Origin of the sequence: Ensifer sp. YR511, assembly GCF_900103045.1 — a bacterium.
Lineage (GTDB): Bacteria > Pseudomonadota > Alphaproteobacteria > Rhizobiales > Rhizobiaceae > Ensifer > Ensifer adhaerens.
Map to the genome: position 1 here is coordinate 344,637 of NZ_FNGR01000001.1, position 21,754 is coordinate 366,390.

22 protein-coding genes are annotated in these 21,754 nt (G+C 63.3%); 7 read left to right on the top strand and 15 right to left on the bottom strand.

The annotated features are described in order from the left end of the window. Position 1: 1 nt before the first annotated feature. From BLU15_RS01660 to BLU15_RS01670, 3 genes are read right to left on the bottom strand one after another with little or no spacing between them, the layout of a single operon-like run. Positions 2–724, bottom strand: coding sequence for an ABC transporter permease (locus BLU15_RS01660; protein ID WP_060528781.1), 723 nt, complete (start codon positions 722–724; stop codon positions 2–4). Beyond that, entirely contained in the window at positions 724–1,443 is a 720-nt protein-coding gene (locus tag BLU15_RS01665) for an ABC transporter permease (protein ID WP_089044217.1), read from the bottom strand. Before BLU15_RS01665 ends, BLU15_RS01660 begins: the two co-directional genes overlap by 1 nt. Before the next feature lie 33 nt (positions 1,444–1,476). Beyond that, positions 1,477–2,901: a M20 family metallopeptidase gene (locus BLU15_RS01670; protein ID WP_089044218.1), complete on the bottom strand. Its 1,425-nt coding sequence runs from the start codon at positions 2,899–2,901 to the stop codon at positions 1,477–1,479. 293 nt (positions 2,902–3,194) lie between these two features. On the opposite strand from BLU15_RS01670, the gene BLU15_RS01675 reads away from it, so the two are divergent. Next, a complete protein-coding gene (locus BLU15_RS01675) occupies positions 3,195–3,851 on the top strand; it encodes a GntR family transcriptional regulator (RefSeq protein ID WP_060520585.1) in 657 nt (218 codons plus the stop codon). A 28-nt stretch (positions 3,852–3,879) separates the two neighbouring features. Here the strand turns inward: BLU15_RS01675 and BLU15_RS01680 are convergent, their stop codons facing one another. Beyond that, positions 3,880–4,524 (bottom strand): VIT1/CCC1 transporter family protein, encoded by a 645-nt coding sequence (locus BLU15_RS01680; protein ID WP_060520584.1) that lies wholly within the window; start codon positions 4,522–4,524, stop codon positions 3,880–3,882. Positions 4,525–4,607: 83 nt separating this feature from the next. Further along, positions 4,608–5,498 carry a LysR substrate-binding domain-containing protein gene (locus tag BLU15_RS01685; protein WP_034788138.1) on the bottom strand — a complete coding sequence of 297 codons (891 nt, stop codon included), beginning with the start codon at positions 5,496–5,498 and terminating at the stop codon, positions 4,608–4,610. A 112-nt stretch (positions 5,499–5,610) separates the two neighbouring features. On the opposite strand from BLU15_RS01685, the gene BLU15_RS01690 reads away from it, so the two are divergent. The 4 genes from BLU15_RS01690 to BLU15_RS01710 all read left to right on the top strand — a co-directional run bounded on the left by BLU15_RS01690 (position 5,611) and on the right by BLU15_RS01710 (position 8,740). Continuing rightward, positions 5,611–5,889: a hypothetical protein gene (locus BLU15_RS01690; protein ID WP_051659126.1), complete on the top strand. Its 279-nt coding sequence runs from the start codon at positions 5,611–5,613 to the stop codon at positions 5,887–5,889. Between the two features lie 99 nt (positions 5,890–5,988). Further along, positions 5,989–6,192, top strand: a complete 204-nt coding sequence (locus BLU15_RS01695; protein ID WP_034788135.1) for a DUF1127 domain-containing protein — start codon at positions 5,989–5,991, stop codon at positions 6,190–6,192. A 793-nt stretch (positions 6,193–6,985) separates the two neighbouring features. Next, positions 6,986–7,990: a GlxA family transcriptional regulator gene (locus BLU15_RS01705; RefSeq protein WP_034788530.1), complete on the top strand. Its 1,005-nt coding sequence runs from the start codon at positions 6,986–6,988 to the stop codon at positions 7,988–7,990. Positions 7,991–8,140: 150 nt separating this feature from the next. Further along, positions 8,141–8,740, top strand: coding sequence for a YdeI/OmpD-associated family protein (locus tag BLU15_RS01710; protein WP_090294043.1), 600 nt, complete (start codon positions 8,141–8,143; stop codon positions 8,738–8,740). Positions 8,741–9,015: 275 nt separating this feature from the next. Here the strand turns inward: BLU15_RS01710 and BLU15_RS01715 are convergent, their stop codons facing one another. The 6 genes from BLU15_RS01715 to BLU15_RS01740 form a co-directional block, all read right to left on the bottom strand. After that, the gene (locus BLU15_RS01715; RefSeq protein ID WP_143034191.1) at positions 9,016–9,462 is read right to left on the bottom strand and encodes a DUF805 domain-containing protein; all 447 of its coding nucleotides are present in this window, start codon (positions 9,460–9,462) and stop codon (positions 9,016–9,018) included. Between the two features lie 200 nt (positions 9,463–9,662). Continuing rightward, positions 9,663–10,139, bottom strand: coding sequence for a VOC family protein (locus BLU15_RS01720; protein WP_034788525.1), 477 nt, complete (start codon positions 10,137–10,139; stop codon positions 9,663–9,665). A gap of 123 nt (positions 10,140–10,262) precedes the next feature. Further along, positions 10,263–11,555: a GGDEF domain-containing protein gene (locus BLU15_RS01725; RefSeq protein WP_226020692.1), complete on the bottom strand. Its 1,293-nt coding sequence runs from the start codon at positions 11,553–11,555 to the stop codon at positions 10,263–10,265. A 292-nt stretch (positions 11,556–11,847) separates the two neighbouring features. After that, complete coding sequence (locus tag BLU15_RS01730; protein ID WP_034788121.1) at positions 11,848–12,681, bottom strand: response regulator; 834 nt, start codon at positions 12,679–12,681, stop codon at positions 11,848–11,850. A 185-nt stretch (positions 12,682–12,866) separates the two neighbouring features. Then, positions 12,867–13,940, bottom strand: coding sequence for a cyclic nucleotide-gated ion channel (locus BLU15_RS01735; protein WP_034788119.1), 1,074 nt, complete (start codon positions 13,938–13,940; stop codon positions 12,867–12,869). A 121-nt stretch (positions 13,941–14,061) separates the two neighbouring features. Further along, the gene (locus BLU15_RS01740; protein WP_090294046.1) at positions 14,062–14,472 is read right to left on the bottom strand and encodes a GFA family protein; all 411 of its coding nucleotides are present in this window, start codon (positions 14,470–14,472) and stop codon (positions 14,062–14,064) included. A gap of 180 nt (positions 14,473–14,652) precedes the next feature. Here BLU15_RS01740 and BLU15_RS01745 point away from each other — a divergent pair, with 180 nt between their 5' ends. Beyond that, positions 14,653–15,069 carry a nuclear transport factor 2 family protein gene (locus BLU15_RS01745; protein WP_034788108.1) on the top strand — a complete coding sequence of 139 codons (417 nt, stop codon included), beginning with the start codon at positions 14,653–14,655 and terminating at the stop codon, positions 15,067–15,069. A 120-nt stretch (positions 15,070–15,189) separates the two neighbouring features. Then, the gene (locus BLU15_RS01750; RefSeq protein WP_034788105.1) at positions 15,190–16,599 is read left to right on the top strand and encodes an adenylate/guanylate cyclase domain-containing protein; all 1,410 of its coding nucleotides are present in this window, start codon (positions 15,190–15,192) and stop codon (positions 16,597–16,599) included. A gap of 41 nt (positions 16,600–16,640) precedes the next feature. Here BLU15_RS01750 and BLU15_RS01755 read toward each other — a convergent pair whose 3' ends face one another. From BLU15_RS01755 to BLU15_RS01770, 4 genes are all read right to left on the bottom strand, one after another. Next, positions 16,641–18,398 (bottom strand): adenylate/guanylate cyclase domain-containing protein, encoded by a 1,758-nt coding sequence (locus BLU15_RS01755; protein ID WP_090294048.1) that lies wholly within the window; start codon positions 18,396–18,398, stop codon positions 16,641–16,643. Positions 18,399–18,570: 172 nt separating this feature from the next. Further along, positions 18,571–19,332 carry an MBL fold metallo-hydrolase gene (locus BLU15_RS01760; RefSeq protein WP_034788518.1) on the bottom strand — a complete coding sequence of 254 codons (762 nt, stop codon included), beginning with the start codon at positions 19,330–19,332 and terminating at the stop codon, positions 18,571–18,573. Positions 19,333–19,488: 156 nt separating this feature from the next. Next, positions 19,489–21,045, bottom strand: coding sequence for a caspase family protein (locus tag BLU15_RS01765; protein ID WP_090294049.1), 1,557 nt, complete (start codon positions 21,043–21,045; stop codon positions 19,489–19,491). A gap of 314 nt (positions 21,046–21,359) precedes the next feature. Continuing rightward, the gene (locus BLU15_RS01770) at positions 21,360–21,638 is read right to left on the bottom strand and encodes a hypothetical protein (RefSeq protein ID WP_034788099.1); all 279 of its coding nucleotides are present in this window, start codon (positions 21,636–21,638) and stop codon (positions 21,360–21,362) included. Between the last annotated feature and the right edge of the window lie 116 nt (positions 21,639–21,754).

Genomic DNA, 21,754 nt, shown 5'->3' on the forward strand with positions numbered 1-21,754 from the left:
TTCAATGGGCTTCTCCCTTGAGTTCGGCGGAGATCGGCAATGGCGCGCGCAGCTGCGGGTTAAACCGGTGTTCGGCAAACGCAACGAGCCGGGTCAGCGCGAAGTTTATGGCGAGATAGATGAGACCGGCGACGACGAAGACCTCGATCACCCGGTAGCTCTCCGAGATCAGCTTGGCGGCGACGCCGGTGATTTCCATCAGCGTGATGATCGAGGCGAGCGAGGTCGCCTTGACCATGGAGATCATCTCGTTGCCGTAACCGGGTAGCGCCTGGCGCAGCGCCTGCGGCATGACGATGCGGCGAAAGATCATGACGCGCCCCATGCCGCAGGCCCGCGCTGCCTCGACCTGGCCGTGCGGAACCGAAAGGAGGCCGCCGCGGATGATTTCGCTCGCATAGGCGGCCGTGTTCAGCATCAGCGCCAGCACGGCGCACCAGTAGGGTTCGCGCAGAAGCGGCCAGAAGATGCTGTGGCGGACGGCGGGAAACTGGCTGAGGCCGTAATAGATCAGGAAGATCTGCACGAGCAGCGGCGTTCCGCGAAACAGGAACACGTAAGTGCGGGCAAAGAGATCGAGCGCAAGAATGCCCGACAGACGGGAGAGCGCCAGCCCAAGAGCCAGCACCGAACCAAGCGCGATCGATGTCGCGGCAAGCTCCAGCGTCAGCGGCAGCGCCGTCGCCAAGCTCCAGAAGGTTTCGAGGGCAAATTTGATATCCATCAGCCCCTCCTGACGCCGCGCGAGAACCGGCGCTCGGTAACCTGAAGAACGAGGCCCGACACGGTCGAAATCGCGAGATAGATCATGGCTGCGATGAAGAAGAAGTCGAAGGGACGGCTGGTCGATCCGGCGCCGATCTGCGCCTGACGCAAGAGTTCGACTACACCCGTGACCGACACCAGTGCGGACTCCTTCAACACCACCTGCCAGACATTGCCGAGACCGGGCAGCGCATAACGCAGCGTCAAGGGTGCAATGATGCGGCGAAACTTGAGGAGCCGGCCCATGCCGCAGGCGGTTGCCGCCTCCAACTCGCCCGGATGCACGGCGCGGAAGGCGCCGCGATAGACCTCGGTCTGCTGGGCGCCTGAGGTGATGCCGACCGCAAGTGCACCGGCGATGAAACCGGGGAAGCTGACGAAACCCTCCGCACCGAACAATTGGCCGACGGCCGTCACCACGGCGCTGCCGCCGAAATAAAAGAGATAGATGACCAGGAGGTCGGGAATGCCGCGAAGGACCGTCGTGTAGGCCTCGGCGCATCCACGGACGACCGGGCCGCCGGAGATCTTCGCCCAGGCGCCGAAGGTGCCGATGAGGCCGCCGATCGCAAAACCGGCAATCGCGATCAGGATCGTCATCCAGGCGCCGGCGGCAAGCGCCGGCCCCCAGCCGTCCGGCCCGAAGCTGATGATGTCGAGGAAACCGGGCTCAGTCATCGCAGCGCCTCCCTTCGCTTGTCGATCGATGACTTAACCATGGCTCACCCCGGGGATCGGCGGGTCGACATCGTCAGGAATGGGATTGACGAAGGGCGTGCCCTCGAGCCGCGAGGCATGGTCGGCCTTGGCGGCGGCAATGAGCGCGGGATCGAGGATGAGCTCCACCGCCGTGCTCGCCATCACCTTGGCCGCGTGCTCCATGCCCTTGTGGGCAGCCGGCAGCTTGCCTTGCGCGACCAGCTGCCAGGAATGGCCGGGCGTGCCGATCGCGTAGGTCGCGCCGCGCATCTGCACAGTCGGCACCACCCAGCTCACCGTTCCGACATCGGTGGAGCCGACAAGCGTGCCGGCGCCGTTTTCCGGCGGAAAGATCGTGTCGCAGAGCGAAACGCCCCGTCGCAGCTTGAGCCCGAAACGCTCGAAGGCAGAGGCGATATCCTCGCCGGTAAAGGTCTCCTGGAACTTTGCCGCCGTCCGCCGATCATCCTCGTCGAACTGCGGCGGTCCCAGATGCTCAAGCTGGCGGTGCATCAGCGCTTCGAGCGGGGTGTTTCCGACGAGGTTGGCGTCGCCGCTGACGATCTCGTCCGTGACCGTGGTGCCCGTCATCAGCGCCGCGCCCTTGGCAACGCTGCGGACACGTTCCACGAGATCGAGCAGTTCCGGCAGGCTGCGGGCGCGCACGAGATAGCGCGCCTTGGCGCGGGCCTGCACCACGTTCGGCGCGTTGCCGCCGGTGTCCGTCACCGCATAGTGGATGCGCGCCGACGATGGCATGTGTTCGCGAAGATAGTTGACGCCGACATTCATCAGTTCGAGCGCATCGAGCGCGCTGCGGCCGAGATGGGGGGCAGCCGACGCATGCGACGCCCGGCCGCTGAAGCGGAAGTCGAGCTCGTTGCAGGCAAGCGAAATGGGGTTGTTGACGCCGGCAAAGGGTGCGGGGTGCCAGGAAATCGCGATATCGACATCGTCGAACACGCCAGCGCGCACCATGAAGCCCTTGGACGAGCCGCCCTCTTCCGCCGGGCACCCGTAATAGCGCACCCGCCCCTTGATGCCGCTCGCCGCGAGGTAATCCTTGACGGCGGTCGCCGCCATCATCGCGCCGGCGCCGAGCAGATTGTGGCCGCAGCCATGGCCATTGCCGCCGTCGACCAGAGGCCGCTCCTCGGCAATGCCGGCCTCCTGGCTGAGGCCCGGCAGCGCATCGAACTCGCCGAGAATGGCGATAACCGGTCCGCCCTCGCCCGCCTCGCCCATGACCGCCGTCGGCATGCCGGCGATGCCGCGCGACACACGGAAACCTTCGGCCTCCAGCAGCGCGGCGTGTTCGGCCGACGAGGAAAACTCCTCGTAATTGGTTTCCGGCGTATCCCAGACCCGGTCGCTGAGCACGAAGAACCGTTCGCGCTTGGCTTCGAGGAGGTCCCAGACGGCATCGGCATTTTTCATCGTTTCTTGACTTCCGCAACAATAGTAACCAGAATTGGCGCCAATTTATGATAACATTTTTGGATACACAAGAGGGTCCTGAAACATTTCAAGCGATGTGCACAACGGCGAGAGGCAGGCAGGCAACGCCGCTCTCCCGCATTGAATTGTTCAGGACAGCATCATAGTTTCTCCAAAAATGGAGCCAATTCCGCTGCGGCGGGCGACGCGAGGCACGCGCCGGGGACCTGGGACATGCACCAGCAACGTGCGTCAGAGGCCGGTGACAGGCGGAAAGAGAGTGTAAGGCAGGAATGAGCGACGATCTGACGGAAATGCTGGCGACCGAGGAAAAGCCCGAGGACAAGAAGGACGTTACCGACCTCCTGCTGCACGACATCCTGACCGGGACCCTGCCGGCCGGCGCCTGGCTGAAGCAGATCGACCTGGAGCGCCGCTACGACTGCACGCGGCCGGAGGTGCGCCGGGCGCTCGACCGGCTGTCGCAGCGCAGGCTGGTGCAGCACAATCCCAACCGCGGCTACCAGGTCTATGAACTCGACGACCAGCGCACGCAGGAAATCAGCGATATCCGCGTGATTCTCGAAACCGGCGTCGCCGACCGCATGGTTGCCAATGCAACGCCCGCCACCATCGCCGAACTGCGGCAACTCGCCCGGCAGTTCGACGAGATGTCGTTTCGCGGCTCCATCATGGAGCACTATGACGCCAACCTCGCCTTCCACCGCGCGCTTCTCATGCTCTCGGGCAATTCCGAACTCGTCGACGTCGTTGCCGAAATCCGCCAGCGCACCGTATCGGCCCCGGTTTCGCAATGGCGCACCCGCGCCCGCATCGAGCAATCGGCCCGCGAGCACCACCTGATGGTCGACGCGCTGGAAGCCCGGGATCTGCCCGAACTGAAACGGCTGATCGAAATCCACATCCGCCAGGCACCGATCAAGGTGTGAGCGAACCCTCGTCGCTCAAGGGCGAAAGTTATCCGCCAAAGAGGATCGTCACCGCCACCAGAACCGCGCCGATCGCAGCCATCGCAAAGGCCATCGGCCAGGGGCTTCGGCCCATGTAGCGGCCGAGGCGCGCGCCGATGACGAAGAGCATGACGAGCGCAATGGCGTTGGAGGCGCGCATGGCGAGCGCGACATTGTCCGTCAGCAGGAAGGGAATGCTTGGCGGCAACGTCGAGGCGACGACCAGCAGGAAGATCGCGACGGCTGCCTTAAGGTCGTGTGCGGTCACCACCCGGTGCCTGGGGTCGGCGGAAAGGGCCCTCACCCGGACAAGCAGCGCTTCCGTTTCCTTGGGCGAAGAGACGCGGCGCACATCGTCCGGCAGGCTTTCGAGAAACAGTTCGCGGGCGCGATCGAGCCGCTCAGACCTGAGCCTGTCGAGAAAACCGCGCCGTCGCACGCGCTCCACCACCGTCGTCAGCACATACATGACGCCGTCGACGATGCCCCAGGCGATGTTGCAGCCGAGGGCGGCGACGAGCACGGCATTGACACCGCCCTCGCCGGCCGTGACCGTGCTCATGGTTCCCGTGAAGGACAGCGCCATCAAGAGGCCGAAGATGATCTCCGACAGGCGGTCGATCGGATCGAGAACGCGCGACCGTTCACTCATGGCCGGGCACCCGACGAAAGTGGCCAGGACGACAGGAAGGCGGCGGGCAGCGACCGGGAAGAGCGCAACCGCGATATCTCCCCTTACTGGACCTGCAGATCGGCGAAGGCGTCGCGCACATGGTCGGCGACCGCCAGTACAGGCGCCGGCGCATCGCTGATCACCTGCAGGCCGATATTGTAGTGGCCGAGATCCGGCAGGCCGTCGCGCTCGCCGAGTTGCACCATTTCCCCCTGGACGAGGTAACGCGGCAGCGGCGCGATCGCGAGACCGGCAAGCACGGCGGCGCGCTGCCCGGTGGTATAGGCGCTGAGGAACGCAATGCGGAACTTGCGGCCGGCGCGCGCGAGTTTTTCTACCGCATCCGCCCGCCAGACGCAGCCGTCCTCCCACATCGACACCGGCAGCGGATCCTTCAGATGCGCGCTGCCGCACTTTGCGCCGGCCCAGACCAGCTTTTCCTGCATCAGAATTTCGCCATTGCGGGGCGTTCCCTCGGTCAGGCTGTTGAAGATGGCGATATCGAGCCGGTGCTCGTCCACCTTCTTGCGCATGGCGTTGCTCATGCCGATCGACACATCGACCGTGACGTTCGGATAGGATTCGGCGAAACGCTTCAGCACCTCAGGCAGGATGCGCTCGCCAACGTCCTCAGGCGCGCCGACGCGCACTACGCCGTTCATATCCGGCAAGAGAAAGCGGGAAACCGTTTCGTTGTTGAGCGACAGCAGGCGGCGGGCAAAGCCGAGCAGCAACTCGCCCTTCGGCGTCAAGGTGACCGAGCGGGCGTCTCGCAGGAACAGCGTACAGCCGAGCATCTCCTCGAGCTTCTTGATCTGCATCGAGACAGCCGACGGCGTGCGGTACACGGTTTCGGCGGCGGTGGTGAAGTTGCCGGTCTCGGCAATCGCGATGAAAGTCTTCAGCACGTCCATTTCGAGAAGCGGAAGCGCATGGCGCATCAGCATGTTCATGGCGTCAACCTCATTCAAAAAAACTGAAAGATAGCTTCACTTCATTTCGTTTGATTGAACATCAGCAATGGCCGATAGTCAAGCTCAAGGACGACGAAGGAAGGAGAAACGCATGTCCACCGCAGCCCTTGTTATCGCCGCTTCGAAGAGTTCCCTCCGTAACAGCCGCCTGCCGCAGGCAGTGGTAAAAAAAGAGCATAGCAGGAGCAACGACATGGTCCTCAACGCCCTCAATCAAATGATTGCCGTCCTCGACGGTGTTGCAAGGCAACGACGCGAAAAACAGATCGCGCGGAATCGGGTGGAAGCCCGGCGCGAACTCGCCAAACTGCCACAGAGAGTCCGTGACGACGTGATGTTTGCGGACCCGCTAATCAATCACCATGTTTGATGAAAGGCATCAAACATATTCGTTGGAATGATAAGTCAGGTTAGGCCATAAATACCATCATGGTCGCGACCGGCTGAGACACTCAGAAGGAGCCATGAAATGTCCAACACTCAGTTTTCATCGGCCTCGGAACGGGCATCCTCCCACTCGTCCCTTCCGGGTCTCTTCAATCTGCAGGTTCGTGCCTGGGCAGTATGGAAGCGTTATCGCCAGGAACGGGCCCTCGAGAACCTGTCCTATGACACGCTGAAGGACATCGGCTTCCCGTCGGTGGACGATGCGGTGCATAAGACCGAACAATGAATGACGGCGTGATCTGTCCCTTCTGAGGGCGTCACAATCCGGATCAATCGAAGGGCATCGCCGACAAGGCGGTGCCCTTTTCCTTTGCGTTCGAACGTGTCGTCGCGCAATCCGAAACGCAATGCGGCCTAGGTCAGCAATCTGCGAGAAGCGACGGCCGACTGAGGAAACAGCCGGCGACAAGCCCCACGAACCCGAGCGCCAACGACCCCACGATGCCGTGGCCCAACCATCCGGCGTGGGCACCGATGGCGGTTGTCGCGACGATGACCGAAACAGTCCAAAGGGCCTTCAGCAGCGAAACGGCGCGCCTCAGAGTTGTCGGCTGATTCCGCCCCACGCAACGTACCCTTCCAAAGAGACCGCCGCATCGCAGGTAGTGTCGAAAGCACGCGCCGCCAATGGCGTGTGATCATCGGCCGATTTGGCTCGTACCGCTACTCGCGGTGCCGTTAATCAGGCTAGCGAGCGATCGCACGAGGTCCACTTGTCTTTTACCGACACCCGCGCCAGCCGTGTGAAGCGTCGCAATCGGCAAACACAACCTTGGAGAGCGCTTTGCGAATGTTGCGTATCTCTAGCAGTTCTTGTCCGATAGCGTCAACAGCGCTGTAAAAACTGTCGCTTTCCTTACAAAAGCCTGAAAGCGGGGCCGAGCCGCCTTTCACCGCGCGATGTCGCAATGCGAAATCTCTTTGCGGTCGCTGCTATCCATGCGAATGTCGCAAACAGACAAGCCGAAGAGTATCTTCCAAGCGACGAATATACCGCATCGCCAAGCATGGGAAGCCTCATGAACAAGCCACTGACCAAAAAGCGTTCTCTCGTCTTCTTCCTGGTGCCGAACTTTTCCATGCTGCCCTTTTCGGCGGCGATCGAAACGCTCCGCATCGCCAACCGCATGCTCGGCTACGAGGCCTATTCCTGGCGCCTCGCATCGTCCGACGGCGAAAAGGTCCTGTCGTCGAGCGGTATCGCGCTCGAGGTCAACTCGTCGCTTGCAGACGAGCGCAAGTTTCTCGGCGGCGAAAACCGCCCCTCGATGGTGCTGGTCTGTTCCGGCATCTATGTCGAGGACTTCAACAACAAGTCGGTCAATGCCTGGCTGCGCGAGGTCTATAACCGCGGCGTCGCCGTCGGCAGCCTCTGTACCGGCGCCCATGTGCTGGCGTCGGCCGGTCTTCTGACCGGCAAGCGCTGCGCCATCCACTGGGAAAACCTGCCGGGCTTTTCCGAAAGCTTCCCGCAGGTCGACGTCTATGCCGACCTCTACGAAATCGACAGCAACATCTACACCTGCGCCGGCGGCACCGCCTCGCTCGACATGATGCTGAACCTGATCGACCAGGATTTCGGCGAGAGCCTCGTCAACCGCGTCTGCGAACAGGCGCTGACCGATCGCGTGCGCGGGCCCCATGACCGCCAGCGCCTGCCGCTGCGCGCCCGTCTCGGCGTGCAGAACGCCAAGGTGCTGTCCATCATCGAACTGATGGAGGCAAACCTCGCCGAGCCGCTTTCGCTGCTCGAAATCGCTGAGGGCGCCGATCTCTCCCGCCGCCAGATCGAGCGTCTCTTCCGCCAGGAAATGGGCCGCTCGCCTGCGCGCTACTATCTCGAAATCCGCCTCGATCGCGCAAGGCACCTCTTGATCCAGTCGTCGATGCCGGTGGTCGAAGTGGCCGTAGCCTGCGGCTTCGTCTCCGCCTCGCACTTCTCCAAGTGTTATCGCGAACTCTACAACCGCTCGCCGCAGCAGGAGCGCGCCGACCGCAAGCTGACGCTGCAGATGGCGCGATAAGCGGCAGATCAGACGGACCAGACAAGGGCGGAGCTTCTCCGCCCTTTTTCGTTGGTGACACTTTCCGCTTGTGCCGTCATGGCGCTTGCACGCGCCGCTTTTTTGGATTGAATGGTCGGCGTTTCAGGAGAGCGAGGAGCACAACGAACGATGGCCCCCGTGGAGATCGATCCCGCCAAGGTTCACGAATTCAAGGACTTCCAGAGCTTCTACGACTGGCTCGCCGCTCACCACCAGAGCGAAACCGAAGTGTGGATCAAGACCCACAAGGTCAGCTCCGGCCTCGCCTCGGTCACGCCCAAGGAGGCGATCGACGCCGTGCTCTGCTGGGGTTGGATCGACGGCGTGCGCAAGGGGCACGACGACAGGAGTTTCCTCCAGCGCTATTCGCCGCGCGGCAAGAAGAGCATCTGGAGCCAGATCAATGTCGACAATGTCGCGCGCCTGATTGCCGAGGGCCGTATGACCGAGCACGGGCTCAAACAGGTCGATGCCGCCAAGGCCGACGGCCGCTGGGACCGCGCCTATGCCAGCGGCAAGGACATGCAGATCCCCGACGACCTGCAGGCGGCGATCGACGCTGAGCCCGAAGCCCGCGAAATGCTTGGCAAGCTCAGCGCACAGAACCGCTTCGCGCTCGCCTTCCGCACCCACAACATGAAGACCGAAGCCGGGCGCAAAAAGAAGATCGAGACCTTCGTCGAGATGCTGAAGCGCGGCGAAACGATCTATCCGCAGAAGAGCAAGTAAAGCGATTGCGGGGCACGACCGAAAGGTCGGCCTTCGTCCTGGCGGACCGGCATAGCCCGAGACCGATCCGGCACCGGCAAGGCTCGACGCCCGACGGTCGGGGGCCCAAAGCTGTTTGCACGCTCAATCTTGGCAATATTCGGCTTGATCATGCCCGGCATCGCCACCGGCACGCGCTTGGCACGTGCAGGGGCGAAAAATGAACGCCGAAGGCGACACGCGTTCTGTCGGACGCACACAAACGTCGCCGTAGCCCTTTGACTTACAGCCCGGCGTCACTGACCGGCGCGGCCGAAGCACGCGGCACCGCCTCCGACGAAGCGTAGGACCGGCGGACCAAAGCGGTTGTCACCCTCCTCGCCCGCGAGGAAGCCCAACATGACGAGGCCCAAGAGCGGCCCGACGACCGGGACGAACAGCGCAAGGTTCCACCACCCGGAACGGCCATGGTCGTGCCAGCGCTTGGTGTTGACCGTGAAGCCGAAATAGAAACTCGCGGTGATGATGAAGATGACAAGCATATGCATAAGGCTGAAGCCCGCGGCATAATTTTCCACGCCCGAAAGCGCCAACAACGCCCCGCCGGCGAACATCGCGGCTATCGCCGCAATGCAAATAACGATCTGCGTCAACCACCAGGCCTGACGTCCGATACGGCCATCAACACTCGTAAACATCTGTAAATTCACGTCGTCTCCCCCCAACAGCCAGTGCGCTTCCAAGTGCCCCCGCGCCGGCCAGCCTTGTCATCCTATAAAAGGTTCCCTCATAAACGGGTAGATGTCTTCGCGCCAAAAAGCGCCCCATGGTTGCACAGGCAGGCGGCCTTGTGCCTGGCATCTCGAGCGTCGCTGGAGGCGGGGCATGGCCCGCCTGCCGCTTCCATAACTTGCGGGTCCTGCACCCACGAGACAACCGGCTTCTAGCCGTGAAACGCCCGCTCCAGTTCGGCGATATCGAGCTTGATCATACCGAGCATCGCCTCCGTGACGCGCTTGGCGCGCGCACGGTCGGAATGGGCGACCATGTCGCCGAGCACCCTTGGCACGATCTGCCAGCACAACCCCCAGCGGTCGCGGATCCAGCCGCATTGTTCGATCTGTCCACCGTTTTCGCTGATCGCGTTCCAAATCCGGTCGATCTCCTCCTGGGTATCGCACTGGATCATGATCGAGAAGGAATGGTTGAACGGATCGAGGGGCCCGGCTTCGAGCGCCAGGAATTCCTGGTTGCCGAGCGTGAACTCGATGGTCGTCACGCTGCCGGGCGGTCCGCTCGGGCTTTCCGCCGGCAAGGTGGTGACGCGGATGATTGCCGAATTGGGAACGAGCGAAACATAGAAGTCGACGGCCTGGCGCGCCTCCTTCGCAAACCAGAGATTTGAAACGACATTGGTCATGATTTGGTCCTCCTCGTGCCGCCTGATCATGTGCGGTAACCGAAGGACGATCGACTTCGTTCCAAGCCGACAGGTGACGGATCATTATTTCCGAGGGTGGGCCTGCCGGTCTGGCCCGGCAGTTTACGAGGCCAGCGCGTCGAGCAGCGCCAACTCGGAAATCACCCGGTTCCGGCCGGCATGCTTGGCCATGTAGAGAAACTGGTCGGCGGCGTGCAGGTAGTTCTCGAAGGCCTCCGAGGTCTCGATCGTGGCAAGCCCGATCGACACGGTAATCGTCAGCTCCTCGTCGTCGGCGACGATGCGGGATTTTGCTAATTCCAGGCGCAGCGCGTCGCAAAAGGCGAAGGCGCGCCGCACGTCGCAGCCGTTGAAGAGGATGCCGAACTCCTCGCCGCCGAGGCGGGCGAGCAGATGGTCCTCGCCAACGAGCACGGAGAGGCGCTTGGCCACATGCTTCAGCACGATGTCGCCGATCTCGTGGCCATAGGTGTCGTTGAGGCGCTTGAAATGATCGATATCAAGCACGGCGATCGCCGTCGGCTCGCCGCGCCTGAGGCACTGCTCGACCAGCCGCGGCCCCGCCACGAAGAAGTGACGGCGGTTGTAGAGGTCGGTGAGGTAGTCGCTGGCCGCCTGCCGCTGCAGCGTCTGCAGCCGCTTCTGCACACCGGCCGCCTGCGCAATGCGCCCATTGAACTCCGCTTCGAGGAAGGGCTTCTGAATGAAATCCGTACCGCCCGCTTCGAGGAAGCGGGCGCCGGCACGCCGGTCGCCGCTGTCGGAGAGACCGATGACCGGCACCGCGCCGTCGCCCCGCCGCCGTTCCACCTCGGCAAGCAGCGCTGCGCCGGACATGTCGGAGAGATCAAGGTCGGTGACGACGAGATCGACGGCCTCGCCGCTGTCAAGCACCTGCAGCGCATCGGCGGCAGATGCGACCTCGCAGACGGAAATCCGCTTGCGCCTCAAGATGCCGGCCAGTTCGCTGCGCGAGGCGGCATCGGAATCAGCAAGCAACACTGTCGTCTTGCCGTTGGTCAGCGCCCGATCGACGGCGCCAATCAAGAGATTGATCGATTCCGGCTGGTGCTTGATGACACAATCGAGCGCGCCGCGCCTGAGGATCTCCTCGCGCGTATGGTCGTTGAAGGCCGCGGTGAAGACGACGGCCGGCACCTGGTTGTCGAGGATGAATTCGAGCGCCTCGCAATTGGGCGCATCCGGCAGGTTGAGATCGAGAACGGCGAGCGAGAAGCTCTCCGGCGCCTGCTCCAGCGCTTCCTTCAGCGCCGCCAGCGAGTTGCAATGGGTAACGCGAATGCCGTGGACGGACTCAAGCCCGTACTTCAGCGCCGTCGCAAACATCCGGGAATCTTCGACAAGCAGCATGCGCTTGTCACTGTGCTTCTGCACAGAATTCACCCGGCCTGGCGTGCGGCGCAATCTCACGTCCCTGCAACCCCTCTCGAGCCACAGGCGTGCTTCCCTCAAGGGGTGACGCTGGCTCCCGAAATCTTCAACCCGGCCACTTGCCGCGCCTGGCCTTTCGGCCGGCGTGATCCGTGTGACCGGGTTCCCCGCTCCTGCTGCGGCGGATTGAAGACCGTTCGGATTGCAATTTCGTTAATACGGCAACCTGTGCGCGGCGTTTTTGGTGCACCCACCCAATAATTCTTAGGGGTTTTTACCCATCCTGCTTTGATGGTTAAGCAGGAACCCTAACTTTTTCACTGAGTGTGCGGATCTTGGTCAGCGTATCCAGGTTCTGGTTGACGCGGCAGTAGAATTCCTCGTTGACGAAGGGACGAACGACGAAGTCGTTGCCGCCGGCCTTGAGGAAGCGCGCCGACAGAAGGCGGTTGGTCGACGACGAAACACCGATGATGCGCAGCTGGTGCGGCCCGTAGGAACTGCGAATGCGCCGCGTCAGCTCGAAGCCGTCGATATCAGGCATGTTGTAGTCGGTGATGACGAGGCCGATGTCCGGATTGTTCTTGAGGAGCTCCAGCGCCATCGCGCCGTTTTCGGCCGAGCTGGTGCGGAAGTTGTAGCGCTTGAGCTGCGTCGTCAGCAGCGCGCGTGCGGTCGGACTGTCGTCGACGATCAGCACATGGTGCTTGTGGTTGGTGAGGAACCGGCAGACCGATTCTGCCAGCATGTCGACGGCAAAGACGCTGTCCTTGATGACGTAGTCGACGATCTCCTTGGCCAGGATCTTCTCGCGCGTCGATTCCTGGAACGAGCCGGTGAAGACGACCGTCGGCACGCTCATTTCGATCAGGTAGTTGAGCGCCTCGCCGTTTTCCGCCCCCGGCAGGTTGATGTTGGAGATGGCGAGCGAGGCCGGGAATGTCGCGTTTTCGACGGCGAACTGCAGATCGTCATAGTCACGGCAGACGATGACATCGATGTCGAACAGCTCTTTCAGCCGCTTCGAGACCATCGAGGAAAAGAGGTTGGAGTCCTCGGCAAGCACGATGCGGTGCTCGGCAAGGGATTCGCCGGAATAATACATTCCGGAAACGCCAAAAAATGACATTGAACGCCTATGTGAAAGAGTGTCCCCCTACAGCTCCGCGCGTTCTTCATGCCCGCCTAGTCGCTGTAACTTGCAGGCGCCATGCTAGAGGAGAAAGGCTTTCTTCGGTGTTAATAAGCGGCCGGCGAATTAACGAGACCGGCGTGCCGGCTTGAGACGTCCGGCCGCCGTGACGCCGGCTTTTCTCATGCCTCCGGGGCTCGGCCACGCCGCGTCTCGGCGGTCCGGCGGATGACCTCGGCGATCTCCGGATTGCTGCTCGACAGCATCTGGAAATCCTCCGAATAGAGCGACAGCAAAGAGACTTCTGTGGCAGCCGTGACGGTCGCAGAGCGCGGCTCACCCGATATCAGCGCCATCTCGCCGAAGAAACTGCCGGGGCCGAGCTCGACCGGCGTCGGTGACGGCGTTGCAATCGTCACGCGCCCCTCGACGATGAAGTACATCTGGTCGCCCGGCTCGCCCTTGCGGCAGATGATGCTACCTGCCGGCACCGCCCGCGGCCGCAATGCTCTGACGATCTCGACGAAGGCGGCCGAGCCGAGCTTTTCGAACAGCGGCACCGCCGCGACCAGCTGCCAGTTGCGCACGAAATCCTGGCGGCGCACTTCTTCGAAAAACCCGGTGGCGAGAATGCCCGCCCAGAGCGCAAAGATGCCGATACCGCTCATCATCACCAGACCGGCAAGCACCCGGCCGGCCAGCGTCTGCGGGATCTCGTCGCCATAGCCGGTGGTCGACAGCGTCACCACCGCCCACCACATGGCCTGCGGAATGCTGCCAAACTTGTCCGGCTGGATGTCGCGCTCGATCAGATAGGCGACCAGCGATGCGCCGAAGAGCACGATGCCGAAGAGCGAGGTGACGCCGACGAGATTGGGCGCGGCGCGCGCCACCACCCGGCCGAGCAGCCGGAAGAAGGTGGAATGGCGCAAGGGCTTCAAGAGCCAGACTCCGCAATAAAGGCTCTGGTCGCGCGGATCGGCGAACAGGAAGGCGGCCAGCGGAACGACGACGGCCACCATATCGATGACGAGATGCGGCATCAGCGCGCGACGATCCGCCGTGGGCCAGGCGGCGAGCGTATCGGCCAGCTGCAGCACATAGAAAAGCCAGAGGCCGCCAAGCACCAGCTCCAGCGAGAGCCGCGCCGTCGCGCCGATATTGCGCGTGGTCAGCGCCGCGACGGCGGCAAGGCCGAGCGCTGCCAGCAGTCCGTTGAGCGGCGTGGAAATTCGTAAGGAAGGCCGTGCCGACATTCACTCCCCCAGCGTCCGCTCGCCGACGACGCCTCGGCCGGACGGGGGCGGCATCTAAAGCACAATTCACTGCATGAATCGATGCTCATTTAAGGGGATTCGAATTTGTAGCGAAACAGGCCTAGTAGCGGGTGTCGGACCGCTCCTCGTCGCCTGTGCGTTCGCGATCTTCCTGGTACTGCGCGGCACCCTCCACTGGCCGCAGCCAAGGCTCCCGGCGCTTGACCCAGAGTTCGTAGCTCGGCTTCAGCGGCGTCGGCGCCTGGGACAGGATGCCGAGCTTGACCTCCGCCTCGCGCGCGTCGACCGAAAAGACACGCGAGCCGCAATGCGAACAGAAGCACCGGCCCTGGAAATCCGAAATTTCGCCCGAATATTCAAACTGTTCCGCGGGCCAGATGCCATAGAAGGTGAAGGCGGATCCGCTCTCCTTGCGGCAGTCCATGCAATGGCAGATGCCGACCCGGATCGGTTCGCCGCGCACCGAGAGCGCGACCCGACCGCAAAGGCATTTTCCCGATAGCGCCGTCATGTTCCTACCCCCTGTCCCAACCGTGATGCCAGACCAGGGAAACGACGTGGTCGGTTGTTCGGTTCCCACGCTTGTTGCCGGCATCAAGATGCGCTCTGAGATCGCCTGAACCCGACTGTCTTGGCGGAACCTTTCGCGGTTTGACGCCTTCTGCCGGTATGCCAAACGGAGGTACGAACCATGGCACATGCCGACGAACAGGAGATTATCGACCTCGAACAGGAATTCTGGCGAACCATTCTGGAGAAGGACACCGAGGCATCCGTGGCCATGCTGCCCGAACGCTCGATTGTCGTCGGCGCGCAAGGCGCAGCGGTGCTCACGCCGGACGACTATCGCAGAATGGCAGAACAGGCCGAGCGTTCCTGGAAGCTCAAGTCGTTCCGCCTCGACGACGTCAGCGTGGTCTTTCCGCGCGAGGACGTCGCCGTCATCGCCTATACGGTGACGGAAGAGATGGATGTGGACGGGCAGCCTTTGACACTGAAAGCCGCCGACGCCACCACTTGGATACGCGAGAACAGCGGTTGGCAGGCCTGTCTGCACACGGAGTCCGTGCTTGGCGATCCCTTCGGTCGCGACCGCAAGGTAGCCTGAGGAGTGCTGGCGAGGTGGAGCGTAGCGAATGACGGGAAGGCGGTCGGCCGCTTTCCCCTCGACCAATCCTCACCGATAAACCGTCTGCCCCGGCGCCCGTTTTCGGTGTAGGATGCCGGCATGAGTGAAGCCCAGCCTCTGTTCGATATGCTGCGCCAGACCGTGCAGCCTGAAATCGCCGGCGTATTGGAGCGATTTGTCCGGGAAGCGCCGGACCGCAAACTCGGCCGCATCAACGCACTCGCCTTTGCCGCCGAGCACGGGCTCGACGAGGAGAAGGCGATCGCCGCCTTCCTGCATGCTTCCCGCCTCGGCCTTTTCGAGCTTTCCTGGAATGTGCTTTGCCCCGGCTGCGGCGGCGTGCTCGATGCCAACACCTCGCTGAAAACCGTGCAGAGCGACACCTATACCTGCTCGCTCTGCGCCGCCGGCTATGAGCCGACGCTGGACGAGATGGTGGAAGTGACCTTCACCGTGAACCCGCGCATACGCCATATCGAGGCCCACAGCCCGCACGAACTGACGCCGCTCGAATATTTCCGGCAGATCTACTGGGGCTCCGGCATCGAGTTGCCCGAGGAGGGCTACGAGGCCCAGGTCGACGATTTCATGATCGAGGCGCTGGAATTGCCGCCCGGCGAAAAGGCGGTGATCTCGCTGCAGATGCCGGCGGAATTCATCATCATCTTCGAGCCGGTGACCCATGCCGCGCAGTTCATCGACGTTAAGGGCGAGCCGACCAAGGAGCGGCGCACGCTGTCGCTCGTCTTCGACCGCGGCCATCGCCACGACGAAGCGCTGACCATGCAACCCGGTCCCTTGCGCATTCAGGTGGAAAACCACACGGATGTCCGCACCCTGCCCTCCGTCTGCATCGCCAACGACGCGCTGCACGATATCCTCGGCCGCCGCCGGCCGTTCCTGACCGCCAAGCGGCTGCTCTCCAACCAGACCTTCCGCGACATCTACCGCACCGACACGATCGACGTAGACCAGCGGCTGAAGATCACCAGCCTCACCTTTCTCTTCTCCGACCTGCGCGGCTCGACCGAGCTTTACGAGCGGGTCGGCGACCTCGCCGCCTTCGATCTGGTGAAGACCCATTTTAGTGTCGTCAACGAGATCGTCGCGGCGGAAGCCGGCGCGGTCGTCAAGACGATCGGCGACGCCGTCATGGCCACCTTCCCGACGCCGGACCGGGCGGTTGCGGCCGCCATGCGCATGCGCGATGCCATGCGACAGCTGAACGAGGACCGCGGCTCGGAAGACCTGCTGCTGAAGATCGGCATCCACGAGGGACCGTGCATCGCCGTCAGCCTCAACGAGCGGCAGGACTATTTCGGCCAGACGGTCAACATCGCCTCTCGGGTCCAGCACCTCGCCAGCTCGCGCGAAATCTTTGCGACCGGTTCGGTGCTCGACGATCCGCGCGCCTCGAGCCTGCTCAGCGATCGCGGCCTCAACCCGCAATCGCACAATGTCGCGCTCAGAGGCATCACGAACGAGATCAGCATTTTCTCGATCCCGTGAGGCTGGCCGGGAACGGAACGCCCATATCCCTCGAGCGGCGATCAACGTTCGGGCAAGCCGGCTTGCCGTAGCGCCTCGGCCATCTGATGCTGCCACTGCGGTATCCTCTGAAACCAGGGCAGTGCCCGATACCGCTCGATCGTGAACCCCGGCTCTGCTGCCAGCAGCTTCTGCGCCGCCCATCGGGCGGTCTCCATGTCCCCGGTCATCGCCGACCAGGCCGCGAGGTGGCGATAGGACCAGGTCACGTCAGGATAGTTGTTGACGACGTCCTGGGCGATCGCGATGGCTTCGGAGAGAGCCCCTTGCATGGCCATGGAAAAAGCCATCCCCAGTTTCATGTTGAATGCGAGCGGGTCTCTCGGGCTCAGCGTCATCCCACGCCGGAACCGCTCCGTTGCGCGTGCGGGATCGTCCGTGAAGATCGCGATCCAGCCGAGCCGAGCCCATGCCCAGGCATTGTTCGGATCAAGCGCCAGCGCCTTTTCGATAAAGGTGGCGGCGCGATCCTGATCGCCGCAGATGCTCATTGCCGCGCCAGCCGCAGTCAAAGCGGTCGGATCGTCGCTGATCGAGCCTGCACCTTCGATCGCGGAACGCGCATGATCCAGTTCCTGCTCCGGCCGGTCGGTCCATAGGTAGGAGGCGCTCGAGGCATGGCACCACGCCAGAAGCGCATGCGCGCGGCCGTAGCCGGGATCGACCAGGATCGCCTGCCGAAGCAGTTCGATCGCCTGGTTGTTGCTATCCCTGCGGCGCCCCCAGAGATTGGGGAAGGCGCGCATGACGAAATCATAGGCGCGCAGACTGGCCGGCGGCTTGCGCTTGGCAAGCTCGATCTCGGCATCGCGGATGGCCGGATGAATGGCGCCTGCCACCTGCGCGGCGATCCGATCCTGGAACTCGAAAATATCCTCGATTGCGCCCTCGTAGCGATCCGACCAGGATTGGGTCCGCGTCTCGGCGTCGACCAGTTGCACGGAAATGCGCAGCCGGTCGCCACCGCGGCGCACGGTGCCTTCAACCACATAGGTGACACGGAGCTCCCTGCCGACGTCACGCACGTCGACGAAGCGCCCCTTGTAGGTGAAGGCGGACTGGCGCGCGATGACGAAGAAATCCCGGACGCGCGAGAGCGCCGCAGTGATCTCCTCCACGACACCGTCGACGAAGTACTCGTCGCCTGGACCGCTCAGATTGTCGAAGGGCATGACGACGAGCGACGGCTGGTCCTTGCTGCGACCGGCCAGCGGCGCCCCGTCGAGGACGCCACCTCCGACAGCGATCTCGTCTTGCCAGTCGACCCGGAAAACCAGGATGGGCCGGGGGATGTTCTTCAAGGTCCGCTCGCCGAGGCTGGTCAGCGCGAAGGGCACCTTGCCGTCGAGATGTTCGCGCACCGCCCCGGAAATACAGATGCCCGACGGGACGGCGATCTCCTGCAGGCGCGCGGCGATATTGACTCCGTCGCCAAGCAGATCGTCTCCCGACACGACGATGTCGCCGAGATTGACACCGATGCGAAACTGCAGGTGGCGTTCGGGGGGCTGTTCCTGCGCATCGAGAAGACCGCGCTGGATTTCCACCGCGCAGCGGACGGCCTGAACAGCGCTTGGAAACTCGGCGACGAGACCATCGCCGGCACTGCCGAAGATGCGGCCGCCATGGTCATCCACCAATTCGGCAATCCGCCCCCGGCAAAGGTCGAGCGCGCGAAGCGTGTTCTCTTCGTCGAGCGCTGCGAGGCGACTGAAGCCGGCGACATCGGCCGCCAGGATGGCTGCGAGCTTTCGATCCACAACGGTGACCGCTCCTGCGGCGGAGGATTTCGTTGTGTTTAATATGCGCGAATTTTCGAATATTCACAGATACCTGTGGCAAGCGAGAGCGGATCAAGACCGCAGCCGGTCAAGAAGGCGCCCCCGGCAGCCGTGCCGCACAACAGCTTGCCTGCTGCGACCTGTCGGCCGCCTAGACCACGGGCGGTATCAGGGTCAACACGTCGCCATCATCCGGAATGAGCAGCCTGGGCAAGGCGATGCCGTGGGCGCTGGCAGCGGCGCGGAGATCACCTCGGCTGACCGTCGCATGGTCGAGCGCCTCCATGTGCGTTGCAACCACGATGCTCTTCTTGGAGGCCTCGCAGACCGCGATCGTCTGCGCCGCATCCATCACGATCAGGGCGCCGTCCCAGCGTGCGCCGCAGGAATGGGTGACGATCACATCCGGCTTCGTATCGTGGATGGTCTTTTCGATGGCCGGATAGAGCACCGTGTCGCCGGCCCAGTAAACCGTCGGCTCGCCCTTGGCCTCAAGGCTGAAACCCATGACCGGCCCCATGTCCTGAACGACAGGACCAAGGCCGTGGCTGCCGTCACGTCGGGTGAGCTTCAGGCCCTGCCACTGCGCCTTGCCGAGAAGGGGCGTGACGTCGCGAAAACCAGCGCCACGGATCGCCTCCTCGTCGCCCGGCTGGCAGAAGATCGGCAGCCCCTTCGGCAAGCGATGCTTGGCGGTGTCGTCGAAGTGGTCCTCGTGCAGATGCGAGATAATGACGAGTTCGACCCCGGCAAGAATGGTATCGGTGTCGAACGGCAGCCCGACCAGCGGATTGGGCGCCCGCCCCGCAAAGGACGGCAGGCTGTCCTTCGGCCCTAGAAAGGGATCGATCAGCACCGTGTGACCGGCATAGTCGAGCTTGAGTGTCGCATTGCGGATAAGCTGGAGCTTCATGGGGTGTCCTCCCTTGCCGGAACCGGCCTTGACCATCGCGGCGATCCTTGCGCATGCGGCAGCGAAATCAAGCCCTGAAATGACGCGCGAGGGTTGAGAAACGCCGCCGCCCTTCACGCCAACCCCGTTCGATGGCGCCAGCATGCGCTGTCCGCTTCACCGCCAGCCGCAATCCCACGGCTGGCCCCTTGCGGTGCGATGACAGGCAAAGGCCCGGCCGCAGGAATGGGTGGCGGAAATCGTCATGCGGCCCCGGCCCGAGCCGCGGGCAAACATCTGCCGGAACGCGACATCGGCATTTGCGGGGCAATTGGCAAAGCTCTTTTTCTGCAGTTCGGCCGGTGGGCTGATCGCACGGGTGCCGGTGTTTTTCTGCGGTGCCTTGATCGTGCCTTGCGTCTCGCCTGGTTGCGGCAGCTTCGCCTCGCGCCGGATTGTGACGCAGCGCCCATCCTTCGCCTCTTCGTTACGGCCGCAAGCAAGCGGGCAGATCCGCACCTTCTCCGACTTCAGGCGACCGAGCACGTCGCTGGAGGGTTCGAGCGTCGCAAGGTCGACCTTTGCGAACTTGCCGAAGGCTTCGAGCGCCTTGCGGCTGCCGGCACCCCAGACGCCATCCTCGCTGCCGGCGCGACAGCCCAGCCGGTTGAGCTCCACCTGTACGGAACGGGCCAATGTCGTGTCGTCGGCATTGGGCGCGGCCAGCGCCGGATCGATGGCCGCCACGGCCTGGCCACCCGATCCGCCGGGCACGCCTTCGGATGTAGGCACTGAAGCCCGCTCGATGATCTTGATCTTTGCCTTGGCGAGCGATGCGAACGCACCGTCGGGATATTGCTGCAGATAGGCGTCGAAGAGGTCGCGGTCGGTCGCATCCTTGATCGTTTCCCAATAGGCAAGCTCGGCGGCCTGACCCGTCGCAGGCGCCTCGGCCGGCGCCGGCTTGCCGTCAACGGCGGGCTTCAGCACCACTTCGCCGGTCAGCGAGGAATTGTCCCAGGGCACCTGCTTGCCGCCGGTTGCCGCCAGCACGTCGCGGCGCACGTCGATCAGTTCGCGGGTAATGTCGCGCCCCGGCCGGCCGAGATGTTTCAAGAGCGCCGATGTGAACGGCGAATTGCGCCCCGATCCGTCGAGGGCAACATTGCCGGGCTGGGTGGAGAAAGCGATCAGCGTGCCGATGCCGGTGCCGACCTTGGCAAGGCCGCGGCCGACCGAGGCGGAGCGCGTGCCCATCGAGCGGGCGAGATTGACCGCTAGCGGATTGTCGCGGCAGGCGTCGAGCAGGATGATATTGACCCGTGTACTGCGCTCCATCGCCGACAGGATCAGGTTCATCGGCACCGCCTCGAATTCGAGATCGACAGAGGAAGCGAGCGTGGCATCGACGGGGGCGAGATAGTTTTCGCCGTTCACCTGCAGGCCGTGGCCGGCATAGAAGAACAACGCGAGGTCGGCGCCGTCGAGCCGGCCGACGAAGTCCCGCACCGCACGGCGCACACCCGAAAGGTCGAGATCAGCGCCCGTCACCACCTCGAAGCCCAGCCCTTCGAGCTTTGCCGCCATGTCGTGCGCGTCATTGCCGGGATTGGGCAAGGTGGCCACATGCTGATAGGCGGAATTGCCGATGACCAGCGCCACCCGCTTTTCGGCCAGCGCCTCCGATGCGAAAAGCACCAGCAGAACGGACAAGGCGATGCGAAGGAATGGCATGGCTCCCCCCGGCAATGCGCGGATGATCGCGACCACGCGCGTCACCCCAACGCCCAAGCGTGCTACCGGCAATGCAGCCTGTCAATGCAAGGAGAGTGTCCGGCAGGCCCGACGCGGGCTTGCCCGCCCGAACGAATGAGAGCTTCGGCGCCCTCGCCCATCCCTTGGGATTAGGCTTCGAGCGAAGAGAGCACCGCGACCGCTACTAAAGGGGCTGCCGGCGCCATCAGCGACGGCACCTGCCGACCTATCGAGCGAATGGAGTGCCGCCCGACAGCGGCGCGCCTGCCGCACCGCTGTCGCGGAATGAAAGGTTACTTGACGACGACGTTGCCGTTGACGATCTCGACGTTCTCATCGCCCTGCAGGCCGATGCGGTCACCGCTCGGCGCGGTGACGAAACAGCCGCTGGGGCAGATCATTTCGGTCGCTCCGGATGCGATCGCCACTTCCACACGGCTTTCACCCTCGACGACGATCAGAACGGCGGTCTCGCTGTCCTTGTTCGTGACAGTCGCGGCACTGGCAGCACCGGCCATCGGCGCGCCGGCCATCAGCAAACCGGAAAGCAAAGCAATCACAAATTTCTTCATCGCCCATCGACGCCAGACGCGCCGCCCTCTTGCCGAGCCGGCCGCCCCGTCGGTTACGCGACGCTGCGCCGGCCACCTCTTCAGCCGATGACCAGCGTAGTCGGTCACCAGAAGAA